Annotated in this window: 1 protein-coding gene; it reads left to right on the plus strand. The window is 37.2% G+C overall.

The window, feature by feature from the left end; all coding sequences use genetic code 11:
• The coding region (locus tag LMB57_RS00395; protein WP_229278021.1) for an ISL3 family transposase at positions 1-1,095 on the plus strand (1,095 nt) is incomplete at both ends.

A 1,095-nucleotide genomic window follows, 5' to 3' on the forward strand; every position in this document is an offset into this window, starting at 1 on the left:
ATGATTCTGTTAAAGAGTATATAACGCTAATAACAGCTACTCTTTCTTATCCGATTAATCGTTGTCGTAACTGTGGCTTTCCCACAGTTAATAAGGATGGCTTTCGCAAAACTCATGTACGACTGGCAAGTTTAAACGGAAGAAGATATGAACTAGAGCTTCGTAAACAACGCTATAAATGTAAATCATGTCATACTACTTTTGGTGCTATTACTAATTTAATCAAAGAAAATCAAACCTTATCCAGTGATCTCAAAAATCAAATCATGCTTTTAGCTCGTAAAGGACTATCTGGTCAGCTGATTGCTGAAATGTGTCACTGCTCTCCTAGCAGTGTTCGTCGAACAATCTTAGAGCGCATGGAACCACACTATCGTGTGGCTAAGTTGCCTAAACATCTATGTTTTGACGAGTTTCGTTCAACTAAGTCTGTGATGTCCTTTATCTGTTGTGACTCTGAAACCCACCAAATTGTCACAAAATTACAGGATCGTCTATCATCTACCATTGTTGATTATTTTGAAAGTCGTTATTCAAAAGCCGAACGCGAATGCGTTCAATCAGTTGTAATTGATTTAAATGCTCAATATCAAAGCTTTATCTATCGCCTTTTCCCTAATGCCAATATCATTATTGATCGCTTCCACCTTGTACAATTAGCTGGTCGCGCTTTGGACAATTGTCGTATCTCTATCCTAAAACAACTCAATAAACAGAGCCGAGAATATAAAATTATGAAGTCACATTGGAAGCTATTCCATAAAAACGCTGAAGATCTTCACCCTGAAGAAGCAGTTTTTCTTCGCGGCGTTAAACAATATATGACTCGCCAAAATGCTGTTGATCTCATTACTAGTAAATTTTCCAAGTTCGCTGAAGTATACCAAACTTACCAAGATATCACGAAAGCTCTAAACGAGCGCAATAGGGAATTACTGGAGTCAACCATCTTAGACTACCAAAAAACCAATACAGAAATGGACACCGCTATTCAAACCCTTCGTCAAAACAGAAAATATGTCTTAAATAGTGCTAAATTTGAATACTCTAATGGTCCCTTAGAAGGCATCAATCGCAAAATCAAAACCCTAAAAC

This window comes from Limosilactobacillus secundus, from assembly GCF_020784695.1.
In the GTDB taxonomy this organism is placed as follows: Bacteria; Bacillota; Bacilli; order Lactobacillales; family Lactobacillaceae; genus Limosilactobacillus; species Limosilactobacillus reuteri_F.